Origin of the sequence: Thermogemmatispora sp., from assembly GCF_019683635.1 — a bacterium.
Lineage (GTDB): Bacteria > Chloroflexota > Ktedonobacteria > Ktedonobacterales > Ktedonobacteraceae > Thermogemmatispora.
This window is the reverse complement of sequence record NZ_JADGIA010000006.1, coordinates 37,656-58,192: the sequence shown is the minus strand read 5'-3', so window position 1 is coordinate 58,192 and position 20,537 is coordinate 37,656. Positions and strand designations below refer to the sequence as shown.

The 20,537-nt window shown below is 62.5% G+C and carries 19 protein-coding genes; 11 read left to right on the top strand and 8 right to left on the bottom strand.

Annotated elements, in window-relative coordinates:
* Nucleotides 1–150 precede the first annotated feature (150 nt).
* Complete coding sequence (locus IRZ31_RS01755; protein WP_297148892.1) at nucleotides 151–636, bottom strand: cupin domain-containing protein; 486 nt, start codon at nucleotides 634–636, stop codon at nucleotides 151–153.
* A 300-nt stretch (nucleotides 637–936) separates the two neighbouring features.
* On the opposite strand from IRZ31_RS01755, the gene uvrC reads away from it, so the two are divergent.
* The 5 genes from uvrC to IRZ31_RS01730 all read left to right on the top strand — a co-directional run bounded on the left by uvrC (nucleotide 937) and on the right by IRZ31_RS01730 (nucleotide 5,762).
* Entirely contained in the window at nucleotides 937–2,925 is a 1,989-nt protein-coding gene (gene uvrC, locus IRZ31_RS01750) for an excinuclease ABC subunit UvrC (RefSeq protein WP_297148890.1), read from the top strand.
* A 313-nt stretch (nucleotides 2,926–3,238) separates the two neighbouring features.
* Complete coding sequence (locus IRZ31_RS01745; protein WP_297148888.1) at nucleotides 3,239–3,556, top strand: FmdB family zinc ribbon protein; 318 nt, start codon at nucleotides 3,239–3,241, stop codon at nucleotides 3,554–3,556.
* 161 nt (nucleotides 3,557–3,717) lie between these two features.
* Entirely contained in the window at nucleotides 3,718–3,930 is a 213-nt protein-coding gene (locus tag IRZ31_RS01740) for a hypothetical protein (RefSeq protein ID WP_297148886.1), read from the top strand.
* Nucleotides 3,931–4,166: 236 nt separating this feature from the next.
* Nucleotides 4,167–4,946, top strand: a complete 780-nt coding sequence (locus tag IRZ31_RS01735; protein WP_297148884.1) for a HAMP domain-containing sensor histidine kinase — start codon at nucleotides 4,167–4,169, stop codon at nucleotides 4,944–4,946.
* Between the two features lie 516 nt (nucleotides 4,947–5,462).
* Complete coding sequence (locus IRZ31_RS01730; RefSeq protein WP_297148883.1) at nucleotides 5,463–5,762, top strand: hypothetical protein; 300 nt, start codon at nucleotides 5,463–5,465, stop codon at nucleotides 5,760–5,762.
* A 235-nt stretch (nucleotides 5,763–5,997) separates the two neighbouring features.
* On the opposite strand, the gene IRZ31_RS01725 is transcribed toward IRZ31_RS01730, so the two are convergent.
* Nucleotides 5,998–6,528: a peroxiredoxin gene (locus IRZ31_RS01725; RefSeq protein WP_297148881.1), complete on the bottom strand. Its 531-nt coding sequence runs from the start codon at nucleotides 6,526–6,528 to the stop codon at nucleotides 5,998–6,000.
* 239 nt (nucleotides 6,529–6,767) lie between these two features.
* Between IRZ31_RS01725 and IRZ31_RS01720 the strand changes: the two genes are divergently transcribed.
* Nucleotides 6,768–6,902 carry a hypothetical protein gene (locus IRZ31_RS01720; RefSeq protein WP_297148879.1) on the top strand — a complete coding sequence of 45 codons (135 nt, stop codon included), beginning with the start codon at nucleotides 6,768–6,770 and terminating at the stop codon, nucleotides 6,900–6,902.
* 8 nt (nucleotides 6,903–6,910) lie between these two features.
* Nucleotides 6,911–8,407, top strand: a complete 1,497-nt coding sequence (locus IRZ31_RS01715) for an aldehyde dehydrogenase family protein (RefSeq protein WP_297148877.1) — start codon at nucleotides 6,911–6,913, stop codon at nucleotides 8,405–8,407.
* A gap of 162 nt (nucleotides 8,408–8,569) precedes the next feature.
* On the opposite strand, the gene IRZ31_RS01710 is transcribed toward IRZ31_RS01715, so the two are convergent.
* Entirely contained in the window at nucleotides 8,570–9,835 is a 1,266-nt protein-coding gene (locus tag IRZ31_RS01710; protein WP_297148876.1) for a DUF4388 domain-containing protein, read from the bottom strand.
* A gap of 171 nt (nucleotides 9,836–10,006) precedes the next feature.
* Nucleotides 10,007–11,278: a glycosyltransferase gene (locus IRZ31_RS01705; protein WP_297148874.1), complete on the bottom strand. Its 1,272-nt coding sequence runs from the start codon at nucleotides 11,276–11,278 to the stop codon at nucleotides 10,007–10,009.
* Between the two features lie 259 nt (nucleotides 11,279–11,537).
* On the opposite strand from IRZ31_RS01705, the gene IRZ31_RS01700 reads away from it, so the two are divergent.
* Both IRZ31_RS01700 and IRZ31_RS01695 read left to right on the top strand, forming a co-directional pair.
* Nucleotides 11,538–12,251 (top strand): SDR family oxidoreductase, encoded by a 714-nt coding sequence (locus IRZ31_RS01700; RefSeq protein WP_297148872.1) that lies wholly within the window; start codon nucleotides 11,538–11,540, stop codon nucleotides 12,249–12,251.
* Nucleotides 12,252–12,398: 147 nt separating this feature from the next.
* Nucleotides 12,399–12,833, top strand: a complete 435-nt coding sequence (locus IRZ31_RS01695) for a 6-carboxytetrahydropterin synthase (protein ID WP_297148870.1) — start codon at nucleotides 12,399–12,401, stop codon at nucleotides 12,831–12,833.
* Here the strand turns inward: IRZ31_RS01695 and IRZ31_RS01690 are convergent.
* From IRZ31_RS01690 to IRZ31_RS01680, 3 genes are all read right to left on the bottom strand, one after another.
* Nucleotides 12,820–14,001 (bottom strand): HEAT repeat domain-containing protein, encoded by a 1,182-nt coding sequence (locus tag IRZ31_RS01690; protein ID WP_297148869.1) that lies wholly within the window; start codon nucleotides 13,999–14,001, stop codon nucleotides 12,820–12,822. The genes IRZ31_RS01695 and IRZ31_RS01690 overlap by 14 nt on opposite strands.
* Before the next feature lie 261 nt (nucleotides 14,002–14,262).
* Nucleotides 14,263–14,850: a carbonic anhydrase gene (locus IRZ31_RS01685; RefSeq protein WP_297148867.1), complete on the bottom strand. Its 588-nt coding sequence runs from the start codon at nucleotides 14,848–14,850 to the stop codon at nucleotides 14,263–14,265.
* Nucleotides 14,851–15,090: 240 nt separating this feature from the next.
* Entirely contained in the window at nucleotides 15,091–15,900 is an 810-nt protein-coding gene (locus tag IRZ31_RS01680; RefSeq protein ID WP_297148866.1) for a PhoU domain-containing protein, read from the bottom strand.
* Nucleotides 15,901–16,345: 445 nt separating this feature from the next.
* Here IRZ31_RS01680 and IRZ31_RS01675 point away from each other — a divergent pair, with 445 nt between their 5' ends.
* A complete protein-coding gene (locus IRZ31_RS01675; RefSeq protein ID WP_297148864.1) occupies nucleotides 16,346–17,197 on the top strand; it encodes a PIG-L family deacetylase in 852 nt (283 codons plus the stop codon).
* A 143-nt stretch (nucleotides 17,198–17,340) separates the two neighbouring features.
* On the opposite strand, the gene IRZ31_RS01670 is transcribed toward IRZ31_RS01675, so the two are convergent.
* Nucleotides 17,341–18,201, bottom strand: a complete 861-nt coding sequence (locus tag IRZ31_RS01670; protein WP_297148862.1) for a serine/threonine-protein kinase — start codon at nucleotides 18,199–18,201, stop codon at nucleotides 17,341–17,343.
* Nucleotides 18,202–19,218: 1,017 nt separating this feature from the next.
* On the opposite strand from IRZ31_RS01670, the gene IRZ31_RS01665 reads away from it, so the two are divergent.
* On the top strand, nucleotides 19,219–20,532 hold the full coding sequence (locus IRZ31_RS01665) for a glycosyltransferase family 4 protein (RefSeq protein ID WP_297148861.1): 1,314 nt from the start codon (nucleotides 19,219–19,221) through the stop codon (nucleotides 20,530–20,532).
* The last annotated feature ends 5 nt before the right edge of the window (nucleotides 20,533–20,537 follow it).

Here is a 20,537-nt window from a genome sequence, read left to right as displayed (position 1 = left end):
CATAGCACGCCTCCCGCAATCATTTTCCATTTTCACGGCACGCACCGCCCGCAGCACAGGTGCGAGCCAGTGCCTGCCGATTAGCCTCATTATAGCAATTGCCAGCCCCAGACGACAGAGCCACAGCCCTCTCTTCTTCCCCAGCCTGGATCAGGCCAGCGGCAACGGCGGCCCAAGCAGCTCCATGCCATGAGCGCGCCAGAGAGCCGCCTCCTGCGGCGGCATCGCCGGCGCCTCCCCACGAGCGGTCACCGCCCGAAAGAACGCTTCCATCTTGCCCGCCGGCAGGAAGGCGATCAGGATACGGCCCGCACCGGTGCAGGCCCAGACATGGGGCACACCACGCGGAGCCAGCAGCGAAGCCCCCGGCTCAAGCGAATAGCGCTGCAAGCCCACCTCGAAGAGAAAGGTCCCCGCGAGCACATAGAACCACTCTTCCTGATCGTAGTGCAGATGGCGCGGCGGCCCCCCGCCTGTGCGAAAGTGATTCTCCAGAACGAAGAGATCGGCGGCGTTGGGAGTTGTCACCTTAAAGGTGAGCGTGCTGATCCCTAACTGATGCACCTCTCCAGCAGCAGCGGCACCCGCGGCCAGGAAGAGAGCCGGTGGCGGATCGGACTGATAGGCTCCAGTCATGATAATCTCTCGCTCCTCTGTTCTCAAAGAGTACTGTCCAGAAGGGAACGCTGCGGGCACCACTTTTTCAGCCACAGGCCCGGCCCGGCCCGGCCCGGCGGAGGCCGCTACGGCTGAGCCTGCGCCTTCTTACCACCGCTGTAGTATAATGAAACGGCAGTCCCCACAGGCGGATCATGGCAGCCTGGTCTCAGTCAGCCAGGGCAGCAGAAACATAGCATCCATAGCATCCATAGCCAGTGCTCAACCAGCCAGACCAGACCCAGGCCAGCATCATCACAGCGAAGCGAACAAGCCAACATGAACGACAAAATTCGTAGCGTCCTCAACAGCCTGCCCCACAAACCCGGCATCTATCTCATGAAGGATGCCCAGGGGCAAATCATCTACGTCGGCAAAGCCGTCTCGCTCCATCAGCGCGTTCGCTCCTACTTTCAGGAATCTGCCGACCTCAGCCCCAAAAATCGCAGCATGGTCGCTCGCGTCGACGACATCGAATACGTCGTCGTCGAAAACGAAATCGAGGCCCTCGTCCTCGAAAGCAACTACATCAAACAATATCGCCCGAAATATAATGTCCTGCTGCGTGACGACAAAAATTATCCCTACATCAAAGTTGCCCTGAGCGAGGACTTTCCGCGCGTCTATCGCGTGCGCAATTACCAGCGCGACGGCAACCGCTACTTTGGGCCATACACCAGCTCAGGCGCCGTCGACGCCACCCTTGACCTGCTCAACAAGCTCTTTCCCTTCCGCACCTGCCGCTATGACGGCAGCGCCTGGGCCCCGCCGCGCAACGGCCAGACGCCGCCGGGCTGGAAGCCCAAATATCTCAGCCGGCCCTGCACCCAGTACTACATTCACCGCTGCCTGGCCCCCTGCGTTGGCCACGTCACGCGCGAAGAATATGACGCCATCATCGAGCAGGTCATCCTCTTCCTCGAAGGCAAACACGAGGAAGTGCTCAAGCAGCTAGAGGCTCGCATGTACGAGGCCGCAGAGGCCCTCAACTTCGAGGAGGCCGCCCGTCTGCGCGACCGCATCCGCGCCGTCGAGCATATTCTGGAGAAGCAGCGCATCATCAACACCGAAGGGCAAGAAGATCAGGATGTCATCGCCCTGGCCGGAGCCGAAGACGAGACCTGCGCCCAGGTCTTCTTTTTCCGCGGCGGCAAGCTCATCGGGCGCGAATACTTCATCCTGCAGGGCACTCGCGATAGCAGCCCGGGCGAAATCATGAGTTCCTTCCTGCAGCAATTTTACGAAAGCGCGCCCCACATCCCCGCCGAAATCGTGCTCGAAGTCGAGCCGGACGACCGCGATATGCTGCTGGCCTGGCTCAGGAGCCGGCGCGGCAAGGCCATCAACCTGAGCATTCCACGGCGCGGCGAGAAACGCAGCCTGATCGAGCTAGTCAAACAGAATGCTCAGGAGGTCCTGGAGCAGCAACGCATCAAATGGCTCAGCGATAGCCAGAAGACGCAGCTCGCCCTCGAAGAGCTGCAGGCCGCCCTCAACCTGGCGGCGCCGCCCTACCGCATCGAATGCTACGACATCTCCAATATCCAGGGCAGCAGCGCCGTCGGCGCAATGGTCGTCTTTGAGGCCGGGCGCCCCAAGCCGGCGGAGTACCGGCGCTTCCGCATCAAGAGCGTCGAAGGCGCCAACGACCCTGCCAGCCATCAGGAGATCCTGCGCCGACGCTTCCGCCGCGAGCCAGCCCCGAGCCGGGACGCCGCCGATACCGGCGCCCCCAACTCTAACGTGGACGACGAGCGCGCCGGCGTCGAGAACGCCGAAGGGCAGGTAGCCGCCTTCAGCCACGACTGGCCACTGCCGGACCTCATCGTCATCGACGGCGGCAAAGCCCAGCTCAACGCCGCTCTGCAGGTCCTGCAGGAGCTGCACGTCGAAGTGCCCATCATCGGCCTGGCCAAAGAAGAAGGCTCCCACAGTCGCCTGCCCACTGCCGAGGAGATCTATCTCCCCAGAACTGCCGAGCCGCTGCGCCTGCCGCGTACCTCGCAGGGCCTCTATCTGCTGCAGCGCATCCGCGACGAGGCCCACCGCTTCGGCATCACCTACCATCGCAAGCTGCGCAGTCAGCGCACCTTTAAATCGCAGCTCGACGAAATCCCAGGCATCGGCCCCCGGCGCAAGCAGGCCCTGCTCAAGCACTTTGGCTCTGTGCAGGCCATCCGCGAGGCCAGCGTCGAGGAGCTGGCCGCCGTCGAGGGCATGACACGCGCCGCCGCCGAGAAGGTCAAGGAGTATATCGGCAGCTCCTGAGCAGACGGGCAGAGAGAGGAGAGCCGCAGGCCAACCGCCGAGGACAGGCTTGCGGCCCTCAACGCGCTGCCGACGCTGCACGGCGAGCGCTAGCACTCCACGCCTTCGATTGACAACGAAGAGATTGGCGATTACTATTTAATGTAGAGCATCTCTTACATTGAGCAGACGCTCTCTTGCCAGGTAAGGAGGAAAGCGGCCACGCTTTCCCTCCTGTTTCTTATGTAGGGAAAGGAAGTCATCACCAGACCTCCTTTCTTCGTTTCGTTCTCCAGTGTTGAGCCATGTTCTGGCGCGGAGGTGACAGCATCCTATGCCCACGTATGAATATGCGTGCCGGGCATGCGAGCATCGTTTCGAGATTTGGCAGAAAATCACGGACGATCCTTTAACAGTCTGCCCACAGTGTGGCGGCGAGATCCATCGCGTGCTCTTCCCTACGGGGATTGTCTTCAAGGGGCACGGCTTCTATAAAACGGACTACACCAGCTCCAGTAGTTCAAACGGCGCTAGCTCGTCACATAGCACGAGCAGCAAGTCCAGCGAGAGCGAGAGCAGCAGCTCCTCCTCGACAAGCGAGGGAAGCGGGAGCAGTAAGGCCCCTGTAGCCTCCAGTAGCAGCGGCTCCTGAGCCAGTCGGGGTGAGCATCCACCTCGCCAACACTAGCTAGCAGGCCACCACAACGGTGGTCGCACCTCCCTGACTGACCTGAAGCTGCGCGGCAGGGAGCAGCTCGACACGGCTCAGGCAGCCAGGCAGAGCTGCAACATCACGAAGGGAGCAGACAACGCATGGCCGAATCGGCATTGGCCGCTCTGCAGCGCCGACAGATCGAAATCACCATTGGCGAGCTGTGGCTGGCGAGCGATTTCTACACCCGCCAGGAGATTATCGAGCGGCTGCGCCACCTGATCGCCCATGCCGATCCCAGCCTCGACCTCACCCAATTGAGCGAGGGAGCCAGGGAAGAGCTACGCGACCTGGGTCTGATTCCGGCAGAATGAATGAAGGAAAGAAGGAAGGAATTGACACGCATTGCAGCTGTCGAGAGGCAGCAAGCGCTTACGCTTGCCTGCCCCTCTTGACAGCGGCGCGCCTTCTTCCCAAGAGCGGAAGCCCGTCTTCTTCACCTCTCTCTCCCCCAAAATTCCCAGTGGTTTCCGCCTCAACCGCCGGCCACGTAGATTAAGTGTATACTTAACGATGTATTAGCCACCGAGCGAGTAGGGAGGCCACACGCATGCGAGCTCACCGCAAGCAGTCGCAGGAAGAGGTCGTCAGGGCGCTGCAACAACAAGTAGATGAGCTGACACGAACCAATATGCTCCTTCAGGAGGAATTAGCGCGCAAAGAGCAGTTTACCGCGATGATCGCTCATGAGCTGCGTGGCCCGCTCGCTCCCATCATCAACTATGCCCAGATGATCGCCCGCCCCAACTGCCGCCGCGAGACGGTCGAGCGTGGCACGGCTATCATTATCAGTCAGGCTCAGCGCCTCAAACGCCTGGTCAATGACCTGCTCGACGCCTCTTACCTGTCTACCGGCCAGTTCAAACTCCTGCTGGCCGAGTGTGATATCGTAGCGCTGATCCGCGAGCTGGTTGAGCAGTTCCGCCCGTTGGCCCCTTACCACCGCCTCGAAGTCGAGGTTCCTGAGACGCCCCTCGTCGGTCGCTGGGACGGCGAGCGCCTGCAGCAGGCCGTCGGCAACTTGCTGGATAACGCCATCAAGTACTCTGACGAGCACACGACCATTACCGTCCGTGTGAGTCAGCCAGAGGAGCATCTGGTACGCGTGAGCGTTCACAATGTGGGGCGTGTCATCCCGGCAGCGGAGATCAACAGCATCTTCCGCCCCTACGTGCGCCTGCAGACAGCGCGCAGCCGTCAAGGGTCGGGTCTGGGCCTCTACATCACGAAGAGCATCGTCGAGGCCCACGGCGGTACGCTGCGTTTGGAGCGTCCCGGCGCCGAGGACCAGGGCACCACTTTCTCGTTCGATCTCCCCCTGCCCTCCTGACCCTGTCGCCGCTTCACCTTCCCTCTCGCCTTGCTCTTTCTCGCCCCTCCCTGGTGATTTGAACAGGTTCCGGCCTGGGGGGTTTCCCGGCCTTCTTCCCCGGCCTTCTGACGGTGCGCTCCGTCTGGCGCGAGGCTATACTGTTTCATGGGCGGCAAGGCCCGGGGAAGCGGACCATGCCCCCCTGCCCGGAGCCTGTTGCATTGTGGAACCCGGCAGGCCCCGGTGTCTGGCGGGCAGGCCGTACTCTCTGACAGAAGCGTGCGAGGCGTCAGATCGGCCTGCCCGGCGCCAGGGAAGCCACCGGATGTGGCTTCAAGGGTCCGGCATGGTTCGACTACCACGGGTCGCACACCTGCCCTGTCCTTTGCTTAGCAGAAGAGCCAGACAGAGGGCAAGGCCCCATCGACCCCGCGCCCGTTGCGCCTGGCCTGGTCTTTCCTCAGCCATCCAGGCTGCGGTCCAGCGAGCAAGCGAGCAAGTTAGCGAGCGAGCTGAAAGGAGTAAGTCAGCGCTATGCCACAGCAGTGGGCCTATAAGGTCGCTTATATTGATACCCGTGGGCGCATCTCCTGCGAAGGTCTGGAGACGCTGATCGGCAACGAGCGACGCAGCGCCTTCGTGCGCCGCTATCTGAGCAGCCTGGGCCGCGAAGGCTGGGAGCTGGTGGGCATTCAGCCCCTGACCTCAACCTCGGCCTACTATGTCTTCAAGCGTCCAGCTCAGGAGGGCGACTACAGCAGCGAGTCGGCTCCCGCCGCGGAGCAGCCGCGCGCCGAGCCAAGCAGCGGCAGCCCAACCATCGAGACGGCCTAAGCTCTCCCCTCATCCTCATCGCCTTCGATGTGGGTGCACGCACGCCCAGTACAAAGCGCGACCCGGCTTCCTCCCCCAACCACCTGCTCTGGTTCGCCGGAGCAGGAGCAGAGAGAGAAGGCCGGGCCGCGCTCTCTTTTGTCCGTTCCTGCGACCGGCGCCGGTGATCGGAATCCCGCTGTCGCTGGCTTGCCCGTAGGGCTGAGGGCTGCCAGCGCTCAGCTCAGGTTTGCTCTCAGCCCTCCCCGGCAGGAGCCTGCGAGGTACCGGCCCCTTCCTCTTCTTGCAAGGTCCGCACGATGTTCAGGGCCTCCTCAACATGCTTCTCGGGGTTGAACTGCGATGAGAAGATGTGGCGCACCACACCGCGCTTGTCGATAATATAGGTCACGCGCCCCGGCAGCAGGCCGAGCGTTGTCGGTACCCCATAGCGCTTGCGTACGGCAGCCCCCTGGTCGCTCAGCAGGATGAAGGGCAGCCGATGCTGATTGGCAAACTGCTCATGCGACTCGGTCGAGTCCGAGCTAATGCCGATGACTTCAGCCCCCGCCTGCTTAAAGACCACATAGCTATCGCGGAAGCAGATCGCCTCTGTGGTACAGCCGGGTGTATTGTCCTTGGGATAGAAGTAGAGGACAACAACAGACTTGCCGATGAAGTCGTGAAGGCTGACCGGACGACCTGCCTGATCGGGCAGAGTGAAGTCTGGCGCCAGGTCACCGACCTGCACTTTGCCTCGCTGCTCCGCAGTGTTTGCTCCGCTCATGCGCGTGTTTCCTTTCGTTCTCTTTCACAGAAGAGCGACCGCCCTCCGAGACGCGGGGACGTCAGCGTAGCCTCCCTCGGCCTGCAGACCAGGTCGGTCCCTCCTCCGAACTATGCAGACCATTCACACGTAGAGAATCTAGGTCAGACGAGCAGCCTGGGTCAAGGTGCGAGCAGGTTGGCCTGGCTCAGCAGTGGCTGGCTCGTTCAGATCAGAAGCACAGGAGCTGGTATGCTATAATGAGGATCGGCTGCCCGCGGCCAGGCCGGCCAGCGCCAGCCGCGAGCAGTCAGCAGCCCCAGCCGCTGATCAAAGCCGATCCCGTGCTGTTTTCACAGGATGACGTGAATGTGACGATTCTCAGCGAGGAGTGACCTTTTCTATGACACAGCCACACGTCCAGACAGACGTTCCGGCGCGCAGCGAGCCGCCGGTCTTCTATAACTTCATCGGCGGCCAGTGGCGCCCCTCGGCGAGCGGGGCCACCTTTGTCAGCACCAACCCGGCCCATTTCTCCGAAATCATTGGCTACTACCAGCAATCGAGCGTCGCTGACCTTGATGAGGCCGTGCGCGCCGCGCGTCAGGCGCAACCCGCCTGGGCGGCCACACCTGCGCCCCAGCGCGCCGCGATCCTGCTGCGGGCGGCTCAGATCCTGGAGACGCGTCAGGAAGAGCTGGCGGTCCTCATGACGCGCGAGATGGGCAAGATCCTCAACGAGGCGCGGGGAGAAGTTCAGACGGCTATCGATGTCGCCCGTTACATCGCCAGCGACGGCTGGCGCGCCGAAGGCGAGACCGTCCCCTCGGTCCAGCGTGGCAAGCTCTATCTGACCGTGCGCCAGCCGCTAGGCGTCGTTGGTCTTATTACCCCCTGGAACTTCCCTCTAGCCATTCCCGCCTGGAAAACCTTTCCCGCCCTGCAGGCTGGCAATGCCGTTGTCCTGAAACCCGCCAGCGACACCCCCCTGCTGGCCCTCAAACTGGCCCAGATCCTGCAGGAAGCTGGTCTTCCCGACGGCCTCTTCAACGTCGTCACCGGGCCTGGTGGCACCCTGGGCGAAGCCCTGGCCAGCCATCCCGACGTCAATATGATCTCCCTGACCGGCTCGACCGAAGTCGGACGACGCGTTGCAGAGCTATGCGGTCGCGACCTGCGCCGCTGCGCGCTGGAGCTGGGCGGCAAGAACGCGGTCATCGTGCTGGAGGACGCCGACCTGCCGCGTGCCGTCGCCAGCGTCGCTCTGGGAGCCTTCGGCACCACCGGCCAGCGCTGCACGGCGACCAGCCGCGTCATCGTCCACCGCGCCGTCGTCTCCGAATTTAGCGAGCGCCTCATCGAAGCCGCCGCCAGCCTGCGCATCGGCGATGGCCTGCGCGAAGATATCGACATGGGGCCGCTCGTCAACCGGGGGCGCGTGCAGGCAGTGCACGAATACACCGAGCTGGGCAAGCGTGAAGGGGCCAGGCTTCTGTACGGGGGCAATCCGCTGCGTGAGGGAGAATACAGCGATGGGGCCTTTTATCAGCCGACCATCTTCGGTGAGGTGCAGCCCGAGATGCGTATCGCCCGCGAAGAGATCTTCGGTCCCTTCGTCTCCATCATCCCGGTGGCTTCCTACGAAGAGGCCGTCGCCGTCGCCAACAGCACGATCTACGGCCTCTCGACGGCCATCTTCACGCGCAGCACACACTACACTTTCCGTGCTATGCGCGACATTCAGTCTGGGTTGATCTACGTCAACGCCCCCACCACCCGCTCGGAGATCCACATGCCCTTTGGAGGAATGAAGGCCAGCGGCAACGGTCACCGCGAGCTAGGGCCTGACGCCGTCGCCGACTACAGCGAGGTCAAGACCGTCGCCGTTGTCTACGAATAGCTTTCCCTCCTCTACAGCGAACAAGCCCAATCACAGGGCAGCGGCCTGGCGGCTCCAGGAAGCGAACCGGATCACGCCGGTCCTGGACGACGAGCAGCGCCTGCTCCGCCGCGCCGCTGCCCTTCTCTGTCGCTCTCTTCCCCAGGCCAGCGCGGCTCAGGCTCAGTTCTGAGGCGGCTCAAAGAGCGAGAAGAAGGCTTCCCAGACCTCTTGATTCTCCAGTCGTTCATAGAGCGAGGCCACGCGCGAGTTAATCGTCTCAAAGATCACGCGCAAGATGCGCGAGAGCACCGAGAGCGCTTCCTCGTAGAACTCCTTGGAGCGCTGCAGATCACCGTGGAGCACCTCATGGCAGAGGGCCGTGAAATTCTCCACCTCGATGCGATTATTCTGGATAATGAACTTATAGTTCCCCATATAGCGCAGATGCTCGCGCGTTAGCAGGGCCTCCAGCGTATTGGGGTCCAGATCGGTCCCATTGGCACGGCAGGTCTCGGCCAGGGCCTCCATCGTCCAGTTAATATAGTGCACCAGGGCCGGCAACTGCTCGACCGGACTCTTGCGCTTATACCAATCCTGCTCCATGCGGCTGATCAGATTCAGCAGCTCGAAGCTCTCCATACGCATCCGTTCGGCGGGGCCAGGCAGGCGGACCGTCCGCGCGCCGCGTGAGGGTGGATGCGGCTCCTCGGCCAAAGGAACGATCAGCCGCTGCTGCACGAGCGTCGCCAGATCGCGCGCCACCTCCAACTCGGGCCGGCGCAGGCCGGTGGCGACCTTGCGCACCCAGCGATGGATCGCCACCCGCTGCAGCACCTCGATCACGCGCCCGTTGAAGCTGAGCGGGTAGGGAATCGCCGGCACCAGCTGAAGCACGGTGCGCATCCCATTGGGCAGATAGAGCTTGAGCTGCTCCCACTCATCCGCATAGCGCACCATCTCCATCGTCACGCGCACAATCTCCAGGTCGAGCGGCTGCTCTCCATAGGGCAGAAAAGCCTGCTTCTTGGGACTCGTAATGAACTCATAGGTGCCTTCACGCCAGAGGGCCAGCTCGCGCGCCGTCCAGAGCGCTTTCGTACGCAGGGCCTCGTAGAGCTGCTGCTCATTAATGACGCGCATGGCAATCAGGCGCTCGCCAATGCGGCGCCCGAAAGCGTCCTGCAGCTGCTGGTTAAAGGCAAACTCCACCTCCTGATAGGTGGCCATCCCCAATTGCTGGAGCACGTCGCCCAGCGTCAGCGCGCAAGGATCAAGCTCAGAGCAGTTGGCGATCTTGCCATCGCTGAAATAGAGAATACCGACCCGCCCCTGCTCGTGCTTCAAGTGCAAGGCACCCGTCGCCGACCCCAGCTCCATCATCTGCAGAATTTCAACCAGCCCGAAATCTCTCAGCGACCCCTGCAAGAGTCTGGTATTCGTCGTCATAGTTCTCCCTCGAATGGGACTTGCCTCCTCGCCACCTGTCCTATCGTCATCCGCGGCCAGGCCCGTCCGTCTCTCTGCCTGTCAGCTAGCCAGCCAGTGCCTCAGCGTCCCAATCTCCGTTTGCTGCTGCGGAGAGTACACTTGATGCATTATAACAGATGCCAAGTCATTTCAACAAGCACCGTCCTGCCCCGACGTCCGCCCGCTTCCCTCCAGAGCCGCACGCAGCAGTGGCACAAGGGCCTCCCAGGAATAGCGCTCTTCAACCAGGCGCCGCCCGTTGCGCCCAAGCTGACGCGCCAGCTGCCGATCGCGCAGCAGGGTCACAATGGCCTCGTCGAAGTCCCCCAGCTCGCGCACAAGCCCATGCTCACCATCGCGCAGGGCCAGGCCCTCGGCTCCGCGCGGCGTCGTGACCACGGCCCGCTCCAGCGCCAGAGCCTCCAGGATCTTGTAACGGGTGCCCGAACCATGCCGCAGCGGCACCGGCACAACCGCCGCCCGCGCCAGATAGGGACGCACATCAGGAACGGTATCAGTGACGACGACCTCCGGCTCACGGCGCAGACAGGCCACCAGCCCATAGCGATCGCGCCCAACCAGCACAAGGCGCGCCCGCGGACAGCGACGACGCACGGCGGGTAGAATGCGCTCGCTCAGCAGGGCCGCCGCCTCCACATTGGGACCATAGCCGAACTCCGCCGGATAGACGATATCCAGCATCTCCTCCGCTTCGGCCTCGGCTTCCGCTCCAGCCTCGGTAGCCTCCGGCGCCCGCGCCCGCGGCGGCTCATATTGACGCAGATCGAGAGCGTTCGGCACAACGCGCAGCCGCAGCCTCGCGCCGGTACCACACACCTGCTGCTGACGGCAGACATCTTCCTCCGACGGCAGCCAGACCTCATCGGCAGCCGGGAAGCAGCGGCGCTCACGCCGACGAAAGACCAGATGGCGCAGCCGCGCCTCCTCTGCCTCGCGCGCTGAGCCGGCCAGTTCTGCCAGCTGCAGCGCCAGCTCGCTTTCAACATTATGGCAATCGATAAAGACGTGCAGCCCACGTCGCTTCAGAATCGGCGCCAGCTCGCTGGCATAGGGATGAACCAGCACAACATGCGTCGCCTGCTGCTGCGCAAGCCATTCCAGCAAGCGCCGGCGCTGGTCAGCCAGCGAGGGAGCCACATAGCCCGGCCACAGATGGCGCAGGCGCAGCCCCAGTGCGCGGACGCCGTGCGGTGGCACAAAAGCCGCCAGCTCGGGACGTCGCGGATCGGAGAGCGGCGGCTCCTCCAACGAGACCGGGCCGCCCTCGCGCAGGTCCCAGACGGCCAGCCCCTGCGCACCTGCCAGGCGCGCCAGCAGAGACTGAAGCTGATGAAAGCGGATCTGTAGCCCACCGATGATCGGTGGCACCACCACCCAGGGAGCAATCAGCGCCAGTCGCATCGTCTTCGCTACCTTAGCCTCCTCCAAAAACGAGAGCAAGTCTCACAACCTCCGCCAGCAAGGCCGCACCCACCCTGTCACACCCAGCCTCAGCCGTCCCTCCCCGCGCGCTCGCCCTCATCAGGAGCATTGTGCGCCACAAGCCTGGTCGCTGTCAAATCCCCCTTTCTGGCGGCGCCGTCACCAGCTCTCTCCGGCCCGGCAGAGCCACAACGGGAGAGCATGAAAAAGCCTGCCCACCTTTGCTATAATTCCGAACATGAGCATCAAAGATCGTGTCGCCGTCATCACCGGAGCAGGCCGGGGCATTGGGCGCGCCACCGCCGAGCGCTTCGCGCGTGAGGGAGCCTCTCTTGTCCTGTTCAGCCGCACACCAGAGCATCTCGACGAGACGCGCGCCCTCGTCGAGCGCCAGGGGGGCCGGGTTCTTGCCATCGCAGGAGACGTTGCTCGCGAAGAAGATGTCGAGCACCTCTTTCAGCAGGCCCGCGCCCACTACGGGCGCGTTGACATTCTCATCAACAGCGCTGGCATCGTGGCCGTACGCTCCTTTCGCGAAATGGACACGGCCACCTGGGACCGTGTTCTGGGCGTCAACCTGCGCGGTACCTTCCTGTGCTGCCGGGCGGCCTTCCGCCTGATGGCCGAGCAGGGCCAGGGGGTGATCATCAACATCTCATCGCTCTCGGGAGTCAAGGGCGTCGAAAAATTCCCCGGCCTGAGCGCCTACAACGTTTCCAAAGCAGGTGTCGCCAGCCTGACCGAGATCCTGGCACTGGAAGGAAAAGGCCACAACATCCGCGTCTGCGCCGTCAGTCCAGGGGCAGTTGACACCGACATGCTGCGCCAGGCTGCACCGCACCTCAAGCCCGGCATGAGCGCAGAGGACATGGCCGAGATCCTGCTTTTCCTGGCCGACGACAGCGGGCGCATGCTCAGCGGCACCAACCTGGAGATCTACAGCAACGCCTAGCGAGCGAGCTGAGAGAGCCAGTCAGCCGAGGGAGGCAAGCAGAGCAAGAGGAACCAGTCACAAGAGACGAGCCGACAGGTAGCTGGCCGTCCCTCATCTACCAGCAGTCGGCCAGTGAGTGGACAAGACGGGAGACAAGACGGGATTATGGCAACGGTCTACTTAACACGTCGCGCCAGCTTCAGCGCCTCGCATCGACTCTGGAGCGAGGCCCTCAGCGAGCGCGAAAACTGGGAACTGTACGGCAAATGCGCCAATCCCAACGGGCACGGGCATAACTACACTCTGGAGGTCACCCTGCGAGGCGAGCCAGACCCACGCACGGGCATGCTCATGAACCTGGCCGAGTTGCGCGAGATCATGCACCGCGAAATCGTTGACCAGGTCGACCATCGCCATCTCAATTACGACGTGCCCTGGCTGCGCGAGAGCATTCCCACCACGGAGAATCTGGTCATCAAGTTCTGGGAGCGGCTGGAAGCGGCCCTTCCGCCGGGCCTGCTCTACGAGGTCAGGCTCATCGAGACAGATAACAACAGCGCCAGCTATCGAGGCGAGCGCCACCCACTCACTCATCCATAAGTGAGCGGAGGCGGGCCTTCCAATCGCTGTCGTTGGCCGTATCGTCGCTCTCGCCGATCGTCCAACTGCGGGCGCCATCGGTGAGGCGGGTCGGCTGCGCGGTCAACGGACGAGGAGACGAATTGAGGGTACGCAGGGCAGATTGCGCAGCCTTGCGCACATCATAGACAGGGTCCTGCAACAGGGAACGAATCGCCTCGCGGCTGCTCTGGTGCCCCAAGCGGCCCAAAGCCCGCGCGGCGGCGGCGCGTTCGTCGGAGGTCGGCGCCTTGAGCAAGGCTTCCAGCTCGGGCGCCAGGCCGGTCAGCGAGAGATCGGCGATCAGGCGCAGGAGCCGGCTGCGGCGCATGGGATGGCGCAGGCTCAGCAGAGCAGCGCGGCAATCGGCGTAGATCTGCTCCTCGCTCAATAGCCCCTTCGCGCGCGCCTCGGCCACCGCCAGCTCGGCGGGCAGCGACGACGACCCGCGCAGAAATGGCTCAATCCAGTCGGCGACTGGTTCCAGCTCGCCAACGTACTCATGAAGCACCAGTATATCGTGATAGTGCTCATCGAGCCAGTAGTAGAGAGCCAGCGTCATCTCAGCGTCCCGCGCCGCATAGGCCACCATCGCCGGCGGCAGCGGACGCCTCGCCCAATCGGTGCGCTGCAGGCTCTTATCAAGATGGATGCCAAAGGCCCGCTGCAACATCGCCGCCAGTGACGACTCGTTCTGGCCGAAGATCGAGCGGCTTGCGGCCTCCAGATCAAAATAGTGCGCCACATTCAGACCGCGCTCGGCCATCACGTGCAGATCAGCCCCTGCCCCATGCAGCAGAATACTGATCTCCGCATTCTCGGTGACCACCGCCAGAGGGGAGAGATCAGCGAGGCGCCAGGCATCGATCACAAAGCACTGGCCATCGATCGCCAACTGCAGCAGAGCCAGGCGATGAGAAGGACCATTCTCGCCCAGGAGCCGCGAGCGACCCTGGACAAACTCGGCATCGACTCCAATGATGGGGGCCGTGCGTAAGATCTCGACAGCGTCGAGCAACTGCTCCGGTCGCTCTACATAGATACGTTGCCCTTTGGCCGGCGGGCGACCGGGCGGAGGCGTCGGGCCAAGATAACCCGGCTGAACTTTCTCTTGAGCGCCTGGTTCCGGCGAAGCATCTCTGTCTTTCAACGCTTCTGCCATCCTGGTCACAAAAGCTAGAAACGCTACCTGACTATCAACCTGGAGGTGTCTCCCACTATAGCAGATTTTCGAGCTGTCGTACAGACCACAGTTGCCAACCGCTCCGCTTCCCTTCACCCCGCTCCCCCTGGCCCACTATGCCCGACGCATCAGTTGCGGAGGCGCACCAGGGTCTGGAGCGGCGTGACCCGACAAAAGCGCCAGCCACGCCAGCGCTCCTTCATCCCTCAGTAGACAGCTGCACCAGCTCTAGCTGGCAAGCCCCGGGCGCGTGTCGCGGTCGACCAGCTCCAGCTTGCCGCTGACCACGTCGATCACCAGGCCATGTACCGGCAACCTGGGCAGGAAGGGGCTGTTGCGAATAAAGTGCACGACCTCGCGCACATTCTCCTCCACCTGGGAGAAGGCCCCCAGCCAGCGCACCAGACCGGCCTGGTCACCCAGACCATAGCGCTCAATCAGATCCTGCGGCTCCACCCCCAACGCCTGCATCGAGCCGCTCAAGGCCGCCGGATCGACATGGGCCAGGCCACAGTTTGTATGACCGATCACCAGCACCTCACGCACGCCAAGCAAATAGATAGCCCCCGCCAACGAGCGGACCAGATCACTATTGACTCCCTCCCCCTCACGTCCAGGCACGGCCACCGTCGCCCCCGCCGTGCGCAGCTCAACCACATCGCCGCGCTCCAGCCCCAGCGCCTGCTCCAGCAGGCCCACCAAACGGCAGTCCATACAGGTCACCACTGCCGTCCGCCGCCGGGGCAAATGGCTCAGCGGCGACAATTGATGCTCGGCCACAAAGCGCTGATTATGCTCCAGAACCTCATCCAGCATAATATGCCTCTCTCGCCGATATTCCTGCTCTGCACGGCGGTACCTCCACAGGCTCCAGCGTCGCCCACACAGTGCATCCTCCCTCACAAGGCCAGCAGGCAGGTCAGTAAGTGAGTGAATGGATGGACGGATGGATGGATGAGTCTCAGTGTAGCACAGTCGCCCGAGACGTGCAACGAGCAGGCCCCGCTGGAGCCTGCCCAGTCCACAGTTCCCGCCAGAGTCAGTTAGTCAGCTAGTTCACTCCTGCTCGCGCTCAGCAATTGCCGCCTCGCCTTCGACGATGAAGACGATGCGCTCACAGATATTGGTGCAGTGATCAGCAACGCGCTCCAGCTTGTGGGCGATCCAGAGCAAGTACGTCGCGCGCTGCAGAATGCGCGGGTCGCTCTGGAGGGCGGGAATCGCCTGCGCCCCCGCCAGCATGGCCATCAGATCATGGCGCACTAGATGATAACGCACATCGACCACGTCATCCTCTTGCCAGAGATGACGGGCCGCCGCCGCATCGCGCTGCGCAAAAGCCTGCATTGTGCCCTGCAGCACCCGTCGCGCCTCCTGGCCCAGGTCAAGAATGCCCTGCATAATCGAGGCCTCGCTGACGCCGCGATGATGCTCCTGCCGCCCTGCCACCTGAGCCGGCCCAGGACCATTGCCAGTGTCTCCATCGGCCAGACGGCTATCGACCTCCACCTGCGAGGCCGCCTCTGCCCGCAGCGGCATCATGCGCAGAATGATGGTGGCAATGCCCGCCGCCCCATCGCCAATGCGCTCCAGATCCCCGGCGATCGAGAGAGCCGCCGTCAGATAACGCAGGTCCATCCCCGCCAGCGGCTGCTGGAGGGTCAGCAGCCGGATCGTATGCTCCTCAATAGCCGCCCGCAAGCTATCGACACGCGCATCCGCCTCTATGACCATGCCCGAGCGCGCCTGGTCTCCCGTCCTCAAGGCATCGAGCGCGTTCTTGAGCGCCTCATCAACCATCGCGCCAAGCTGATTGATCTGCTCATCCAACTCCTGTAGCTCTTTATCTAGCAACGTTCTCGTCATCAATCTCTCTCCTTGCACAAAGTCAGCTCGCCTAAAAAAAAGCAGGCAGGCAACTAAGCAGGCAGCAAGCACCCAGAATGGATTAGCCTACCAGGCCAGCCAGTCAGCCAGCCAGCCAGCCAACAAGCAAACGAGCAAGCTGGCCAAGACCTGCCGCCTTGCGATCTGCGCTTCCCTGCTGCCGCCGGACCCGACCGGTCATCTGCCAGCATAAGGGCAGGCTGCGATGGCCGCAGGCCCTCACCCCGTTCAGTGTACCACATTTTTCTCCGAAAAGATAGAGTATTATTGCAATCTCCTCCTCTAACCTTTAGGGATAGGCGAAAAGCATTGCAGCCAGCCAGCCAGCCAGTGGATCGGCGCCTACAATTGACAGCAGGCGGCGGCGGTGCTAGAGTAGAGCAGGTTCCACGCAGCTAGCTCGTACAAAGAGGATAGAGAGAACATGGCAACACGGCGACTGCTGGGCGTCTTTGCCCACCCCGACGATGAAGGGAGCATGAGCGGTGCCTTCATCCTTTACGGACAGGCAGGCGTTGAGACCGGACTGGTTTGCGCCACGCGGGGAGAAGTAGGAGAAATCGCTGATCCTGTCCTCGCCACGCCGGAGAACCTCGGCCAGGTGCGCGAACAAGAGCTGCGCGCCGCCGCCGACGTCCTGGGCATTCGGCACCTCTGGTTTCTCGACTACCGCGACTCAGGCATGGCGGGCACGCCAGATAATAATGATCCGCGAGCCTTCATCCAGGCGCCCCCTGCCGACGTCATCGGCAAGCTGGTCGCCATTATTCGCGCCTTCCGCCCCCAGGTCATGGTGACCTTCGACGAAACCGGCGGCTACGGCCATCCCGACCATATCGCCGTCTACCGCTACGTCACCGGCGCCTTCTACGCCGCCGCTGACGAGGCCCAGTATCCCGAACTAGGACCGGCTCACGCCGTCTCGAAGCTCTACTATACCGGCTTTCCAAGGAGCGGCATTCAGGCCCTGGCCGAATGGCTCAAAGAGCAAGATCTTTCTTTAGAGGGGACTGCTCTGCGCGGCAGCGACCTCGATCAGCTCGGCATTCCCGATGAGCAGATCAGCGTCGCTCTCGATGTGTCTTCGGTGCTCGATCTCAAAGACCGCGCCTGGGCCTGCCATCGGACACAGCTCGGGACCGTGGGGATCATGGCCCGCATTCCCCAGGAGATCCAGCGCCGCTGGCGGGGGTACGAGTGCTACCAGCTCGCCGCTACACGCGTCGGCCCCGATCTGCCGGGCGAAAATGATCTCTTCGCCCACATCCACAGCTAACAACCGGTCCCGGCCCGGCGCCTTCTTTTCCTTTCCTGAACAGGACTAGCCGGAACCGACTGGACTCCCCTAGCCCAGCCTGGCCACAGCTAGCCAGAGCCAGGCTGGCCACGGCGCCGGCTCGTGCATACCGTGGTCGTCAGTCATACTGATCCCCTTCCCAGCAAGGCCCACTCACAGGCCCTGGCAAAGGCCCAGACGCTGGGATAGCGTTGTCGCGGCTCGCGTGCCAGTGCCCGCTCCAGCACCGGCTCAATGGCCGGCGGCAGGCTAGGCACATGCTCCCGCGGAGAGGGGAGCCGTATTCTGCGCTGATGGAGCTGCTGCAGCTCAATAAATGAGCCAACCAGGGGCGGCGTCCCGCAGAGCCACTCGTACAGGACTACCGCCAGGGCATATTGGTCGCTGGCCATGCTGGGCCGCCCCTCAAACTGCTCAGGCGCCATGTAGGCCGCGGTGCCAACCAGTGTGCGGCTCGCTCTCAGACGCGCCAGGCGCAGCGAGGCAGCAATGCCAAAGTCACTCAGCAGGAGATGGTTCGGTCTGGCCAGCAACAGGTTGTCAGGTTTGACATCCTGATGCACTAGCCCATAATTGTGCACGGTCTGCAGGGCCGCCGCCACTTGTAGAAGATAGCGACAGGCCTCGCGCGGTAAGAGACAGACCCCACTTCCACAGTAGCTGCGCATGCTGCCATAGGGGGCATACTCCATCACCAGATAGGGCACAGGACCAGCAAAGCCGAACTCGTAGATCTGCACAATGTGAGGATGAGCCGGCAACCCGGCCAGGAGGCTGGCCTCACGCCGTAGCTCTTCAGCCTCCTGGAGCGAGGTCCGCAGACGCAGCACTTTGATGGCAACTAGACGTTCAATGTAGATCTGACGCGCCAGATAGACACGTGCCATCCCTCCTTCCCCCAGCTGACGGATCAGGGAATAGTTGCCAAGCCGTGTCCCAGGCTCAAGTTCACTCTCGTCAGCGCTTTCTTTCACACACATCATTCCTTCGCTCTCCTGAGCTGTGGCGGCACCTCATTCATCGCTTCTCAACAAGGTACCTCACTTGATAATTGTGCTTCTGTAGAGAATTCCTACATGGAAAGCGGAAATGGCCATTCACCATAAGTGAAGCGCAATTCAGAGCTGATTGAGCAGTGCCTCTAATATTAAGAAGACGTCAGCGCCAGGCCAAAGCTAAAGCCTGTCCCACCTGAGCCGTCGCCGCAGTCAAGAGGAGGGGGCTTAGACCATGAGAGAATTGGCCGATTGCTGTTGCAGAGGAGATGGTATACTAGACATGAGCAGAGGCGATGTTTCCAGCACTGCCCGCTTCTAGGCCAGACGCAAGGCCAGCTTGAGCAAAGACGCCGTCTCTTCCCATCGGCCCGCAGCCAGGGTAGACATTGGTGCAACCCAAGGAGAGCCTCGCCTCTCCCTCTGACGGACCAGCGACGACAGCCCAAGGAAGGAGTGTCGACGACACACAGCCGCAGTCACCCCACTCATAGACGATTCATACATGCACGCAGGCGCACGCGCCCACCCATTCATGCCGTGCACGTGCGCCAGGCATGCTGATGCAAAGCCGCTCATCGCGCCCGACTACGCACGGGATCGCAATGGAAGACCGAGACCGATCGAAGGCTTCTCGGCTCGTTTCCTTGTCTTGCGGGCCAGGCGGGCAGCAACGCAACGGCGGTCGCCGCCCTGCTCATCGCCCACAGGCCGGCTGGCCGACAGAGCTGGCAGGTTAGGAGAGAGGAACTGAGGGCACACCTATAGCGCCAGCAGGACCAGGTGCACCAGTTGTCTGCTGACCGACCGATCGATCGACCGCTCTGGTCGTGGCTGGGTCTGCTGACTGCTTAGCCATGTCGCCCTGGCTCATGTCGCTCTGGCCCTAGCCGGTCAGCATGCCAGCCTCTCAGCAAGGTGACGGGAAGCGAAAGCAAGCCAAAAGTCAAATTCAGTCCAGCCCTTCTTCTTACTAGAACAGAACACAACAAGGACAGACCAGCTATGATTGAACTAGAGGGAGCTATCTCGCCAGAGAACACACTTTTTGTGCTGTTATGCTTTGAGGGGCCAGACGTCTACTCGACCGCCGGCGGCCTGGGTACACGGGTCACTGAGCTGAGTGAGGCCCTGGCCACTCAGGGCTACACCACTCACCTCATCTTCATCGGTGACCCCTACAAGCCCCCGGTGGAGCGACGCGTCGACGGTCGCTTGATCCTGAAACGCTGGTCGCAGTGGGTCAGCAAATACTATCCCAACGGCGTCTATGATGGTGAGGAGCAGAAGCTCTACGACTATAACGAGAGCGTTCCCCAGCACATCTACGAGGAAATCGCGCGCCCGGCGGTCGAACAAGGGAAGCTGGTGGTGATCATGGGCGAAGACTGGCATACTGCCGAGGTGATGTGTCGCATCTCCGACCTGCTCCACTGGTTTGGCATCCGCCAGCGCGTCCTGATGCTCTGGAACCTCAATAGTCTGATGTCGCTGCATCGCATCAACTGGGGCCGCCTGAGCTATGTGACCACGCTCTGCACGGTCAGCAAGTACATGAAGCACAAGATGTGGGAGCTGGGCGTCAACCCGCTGGTGATCCCCAACGGCATCCCGGCCCGCCACCTGGCCCCGGTCGATCCGGCCATCGCCACGCGCCTGCGTGAGATTGCGCGCCAGGGCGACCCGCGGCGTCTCTTCCTCTTCAAGATTGGGCGCTTCGATCCTGATAAGCGCTGGATGATGGCCATCGAAGCGGTCGCCCGTCTCAAGCACAGTGGCCACCCTGTGACCCTCTTTGTCCGGGGCGGCATCGAGCCGCATGGGGCCGAGGTGCTCAGTCATGCCTATCATCGTGGGCTGGTGATCCGCGACGTTATCGCCCAGCGTCCCACTCTGGAGCAGTGCATCGAGGCGGTTGCCAACGCCGGCCCTGCCGACATCTATAATCTCCGCTTCTTCCTGCCCGAGGAGTTCGTGCGCAGCATCTATCACGCCGCCGATGCCACCCTCGCCAACAGCGGTCATGAGCCATTCGGTCTGGTAGCCCTGGAGGTGATGGCCGCCCGCGGCATCGCCGTCACCGGCTGCACCGGCGAGGACTACGCCATCTCCTTTGAAAACGCCATTGTGACCGAGACCGATGATCCCGATGAGATCGTCGGCTATCTGCTCCATCTGGGCCGCCATCCCGAGGAGCAGGAGCGCATCCGCTGCGCGGGCTTCCGCACGGCTGAGCAATTCCTCTGGGACCAGGTCATTGAAAATCTCATCAGTAAGCTGGAGTTTCTGGCACGAAAACAGAACATCGTGCTGAAGTAGGGGTT

What these genes read in the sequence shown, in the direction of transcription:
- IRZ31_RS01695 (WP_297148870.1), top strand. Translation starts at nt 12,399, where the DNA reads ATGGCAACGGTCTACTTAACACGTCGCGCCAGCTTCAGCGCCTCGCAT.
- uvrC (WP_297148890.1), top strand. Translation starts at nt 937, where the DNA reads ATGAACGACAAAATTCGTAGCGTCCTCAACAGCCTGCCCCACAAACCC.
- IRZ31_RS01680 (WP_297148866.1), bottom strand. Translation starts at nt 15,900, where the DNA reads ATGACGAGAACGTTGCTAGATAAAGAGCTACAGGAGTTGGATGAGCAG.
- IRZ31_RS01755 (WP_297148892.1), bottom strand. Translation starts at nt 636, where the DNA reads ATGACTGGAGCCTATCAGTCCGATCCGCCACCGGCTCTCTTCCTGGCC.
- IRZ31_RS01740 (WP_297148886.1), top strand. Translation starts at nt 3,718, where the DNA reads ATGGCCGAATCGGCATTGGCCGCTCTGCAGCGCCGACAGATCGAAATC.
- IRZ31_RS01735 (WP_297148884.1), top strand. Translation starts at nt 4,167, where the DNA reads ATGCGAGCTCACCGCAAGCAGTCGCAGGAAGAGGTCGTCAGGGCGCTG.
- IRZ31_RS01725 (WP_297148881.1), bottom strand. Translation starts at nt 6,528, where the DNA reads ATGAGCGGAGCAAACACTGCGGAGCAGCGAGGCAAAGTGCAGGTCGGT.
- IRZ31_RS01665 (WP_297148861.1), top strand. Translation starts at nt 19,219, where the DNA reads ATGATTGAACTAGAGGGAGCTATCTCGCCAGAGAACACACTTTTTGTG.
- IRZ31_RS01675 (WP_297148864.1), top strand. Translation starts at nt 16,346, where the DNA reads ATGGCAACACGGCGACTGCTGGGCGTCTTTGCCCACCCCGACGATGAA.
- IRZ31_RS01670 (WP_297148862.1), bottom strand. Translation starts at nt 18,201, where the DNA reads ATGATGTGTGTGAAAGAAAGCGCTGACGAGAGTGAACTTGAGCCTGGG.
- IRZ31_RS01710 (WP_297148876.1), bottom strand. Translation starts at nt 9,835, where the DNA reads ATGACGACGAATACCAGACTCTTGCAGGGGTCGCTGAGAGATTTCGGG.
- IRZ31_RS01715 (WP_297148877.1), top strand. Translation starts at nt 6,911, where the DNA reads ATGACACAGCCACACGTCCAGACAGACGTTCCGGCGCGCAGCGAGCCG.
- IRZ31_RS01745 (WP_297148888.1), top strand. Translation starts at nt 3,239, where the DNA reads ATGCCCACGTATGAATATGCGTGCCGGGCATGCGAGCATCGTTTCGAG.
- IRZ31_RS01730 (WP_297148883.1), top strand. Translation starts at nt 5,463, where the DNA reads ATGCCACAGCAGTGGGCCTATAAGGTCGCTTATATTGATACCCGTGGG.
- IRZ31_RS01705 (WP_297148874.1), bottom strand. Translation starts at nt 11,278, where the DNA reads ATGCGACTGGCGCTGATTGCTCCCTGGGTGGTGGTGCCACCGATCATC.
- IRZ31_RS01685 (WP_297148867.1), bottom strand. Translation starts at nt 14,850, where the DNA reads ATGCTGGATGAGGTTCTGGAGCATAATCAGCGCTTTGTGGCCGAGCAT.
- IRZ31_RS01720 (WP_297148879.1), top strand. Translation starts at nt 6,768, where the DNA reads ATGAGGATCGGCTGCCCGCGGCCAGGCCGGCCAGCGCCAGCCGCGAGC.
- IRZ31_RS01700 (WP_297148872.1), top strand. Translation starts at nt 11,538, where the DNA reads ATGAGCATCAAAGATCGTGTCGCCGTCATCACCGGAGCAGGCCGGGGC.